The 668-nt window shown below is 43.2% G+C and carries 1 pseudogene; it reads right to left on the bottom strand.

Annotated features, from left to right (window positions below):
• Positions 1–218: 218 nt before the first annotated feature.
• Positions 219–668, bottom strand: a pseudogene (locus tag CIK04_RS27645) (cupin domain-containing protein); the annotation flags it as partial.

The raw sequence follows: 668 nt of genomic DNA, 5'->3' as shown, positions 1-668 counted from the left end.
AAACTGCGTTTCCAATAATAAACACGTGTTGTACTAATTTGCACGCTCAACCTTTTGGGTCCTACTCAAAATGTGACTTTTAACAATTTAATCACATTAAGCAGTAATAAAAAAAGCGCCGCATTGAGGGAATTATCATCAGAGCGGCGCTATTCTAATCTTGTTTTAAACAAAAGCAAACGTTTGCYTTCACTATAGGAAATTTACATCTTTTAAAACTATTTTGCTGTCACCCACAAAATGTGCGCATCTTCCTCGCTAACGGAGACCAACATATGCCCCATGTTCGCATCGTAATAGACGCTGTCCCCTTCGCTCAGAACCACAGGCTCATAGAACTCGGAATAGAATTGGACCGCGCCAGATAAGATCAGCAAGAACTCTTCGCCATCGTGACGAACCCAATCGCCATACTCTTCAAACGTGCGCGCATGTACCACACTTTTGAACGGCATCATCTTTTTGTTTGAGAGCTGAGTGGCTAACAATTCATGCTCGTAGGTTTGCGTTGGGTGCGGTTTTCCTTGCCCTGCCAACGTAATATCACGACGACCCGTTGCAACCTTTTTCTCGTGAGGTTCAAAGAGTTGTGGCATATCAATTTTCAAACCGTGCGCGAGTTTTCTGCATTGCTTGAAAGGTGGGAGAAATCTGTTCGTTCTCAATTT

Source organism: Vibrio sp. 03_296 (genome assembly GCF_002265885.1).
The sequence above is the reverse complement of the archived record's forward strand: the minus strand, read 5'-3'. Positions and strand labels throughout refer to the sequence as shown.